The sequence below is a fragment of the Pseudarthrobacter naphthalenicus genome (assembly GCF_029076445.1).
Lineage (GTDB): Bacteria > Actinomycetota > Actinomycetes > Actinomycetales > Micrococcaceae > Arthrobacter > Arthrobacter naphthalenicus.
This window is the reverse complement of sequence record NZ_JARESG010000073.1, coordinates 1-1,583: the sequence shown is the minus strand read 5'-3', so window position 1 is coordinate 1,583 and position 1,583 is coordinate 1. Positions and strand designations below refer to the sequence as shown.

Sequence of the window (1,583 nt, the reverse complement as noted above, 5' to 3'; positions counted from 1 at the left end):
CTCCACGGCGAACTTGGGCCGAACCGCGTCCTGGAGCTTGTCCAGCAGCGACGTCCCGGCCTGCTCCGTCAGCCGTTTCAGCGGTGATCTCATGGCGCTGTCTCCTGGGTCCAGACCCCGGCGCGGACGAGCTCGGCCCTAACATCCTCTACGCAGAGGTGAATATAGGTCTCCGAGGTGGTCGTCACCGAGCGGTGGGTGAGCACCTTTGAGACGATCTCGATCGGCACCCCGGCGCGGATCAATTCCGTGGCCCGAGTGTGTCTGAGCACATGCGGCGTGAACTTTATGCCGGTGAGGGCCCGCAGCCGGGCGACGAGCTTGGCCACCGCGTCATAGCGCAACGGCCGCCCGACGGGGGCACTGAAGAGGTTGACGAAGTCAGACCCGCCTCACCAGACCATCCTGCATCCAGCAAGCCGAGGCCGCCACGTCCATCAAGGAGCCAGTGCCAGACCAACCGGTCCACAACTCCATAGTGAAGAGCCACCATGCCGGGGTCGAGCCGGGTCAGCGATCCACCGGGCGCGGTACTCGTCGTCGTACTCACGACGGCGCTGAGCTCTCCACGTACAGCCACAATATGTGCATCTGCACACGAATGTGCCTGAAGGCGCCGGAATCCGGCGGCAAACGCATCTAGCGCCGGGTGGGACTATCGACAATACTTTTAATCCAGATAGTAGCAAACCTATCAATAAGTTAAACTTGTTGGTTCCGCTCCAGATATAATTTCGACACCAACAATTCAACCAAGACCGGGGGCTTTCTTTGAGTGATAAACAGGACATTGAAGCCCTTTATAAGAATTGGTGCAGCGCTTTCCAGTCCGTGGATGCAGCCCGTATGAAACGGCTGTTTGACCAGTCCTTCGACGGTTTGATTTATCAACCGGAGGAGGTTCCTGATCCTATGCTCACTTGGGATGCGATCGACAAGTACTGGGACGCGATCCCTACGGTTGTGGGATCTATTCCCGAATGGCGCGAACTAATCAGCCGTGTGAGCGTCGACGGAAATTCCGCGACGGTCTACCTTAAACTGCAGACCCATATTGAGCTTATCGGCCCACGAGCCACTTCTCGGAGAACTGCGCGTAACTCTTGGCGCCCACAAGGTCGACAACCAGTGGAAGCTAATTAAGGTGCACGAATCACGCCATGTCGACCTGTCCGGCATGTTTTCGTAATTAGGAGTCTTTCAAGCAATGAGAATAAAAGCGGAGACGCTAAAACCGAATTCACTGATTATGAAGTCTAAGGTCTCGGGCGTACCCCGAGAATAGCTCCATGCTACTTGGACATTTACCTAGCCGCAGCAAAATCCAGAAGGGACACGCCACCGTGAGGTGGCCGGCTGCGTCCTTGTGCAAGCACCACCTTTCCGCACTGAATTAGACGGACGGGTCGGACGAAGGCTCCGGTAACCTCCGGGGCGGGGACCCGCCGCAGTTCGCCAACACGAGAATGGAGATTCGACGAATGGACGTCGACCTGTTAGTCCACAACGCCGATATCATCACCATGGATGAATTTCGTCCACGGGCGACCTCCATTGCTGTGCTGCATGGCAGGATCGTCGCT

The 1,583-nt window shown here is 57.1% G+C and carries 2 protein-coding genes and 1 pseudogene; 2 read left to right on the top strand and 1 reads right to left on the bottom strand.

Going from position 1 to position 1,583, the window contains the following annotated elements; translation table 11 throughout:
• Positions 1-89: 89 nt before the first annotated feature.
• Positions 90-347, bottom strand: a pseudogene (locus PY310_RS21440) (tyrosine-type recombinase/integrase); the annotation flags it as partial.
• 101 nt (positions 348-448) lie between these two features.
• On the opposite strand from PY310_RS21440, the gene PY310_RS21435 reads away from it, so the two are divergent.
• Both PY310_RS21435 and PY310_RS21430 read left to right on the top strand, forming a co-directional pair.
• On the top strand, positions 449-643 hold the full coding sequence (locus PY310_RS21435; protein WP_275216647.1) for a hypothetical protein: 195 nt from the start codon (positions 449-451) through the stop codon (positions 641-643).
• Between the two features lie 128 nt (positions 644-771).
• Positions 772-1,143 carry a Cif family virulence factor gene (locus PY310_RS21430; protein WP_275216646.1) on the top strand — a complete coding sequence of 124 codons (372 nt, stop codon included), beginning with the start codon at positions 772-774 and terminating at the stop codon, positions 1,141-1,143.
• Positions 1,144-1,583 lie beyond the last annotated feature (440 nt).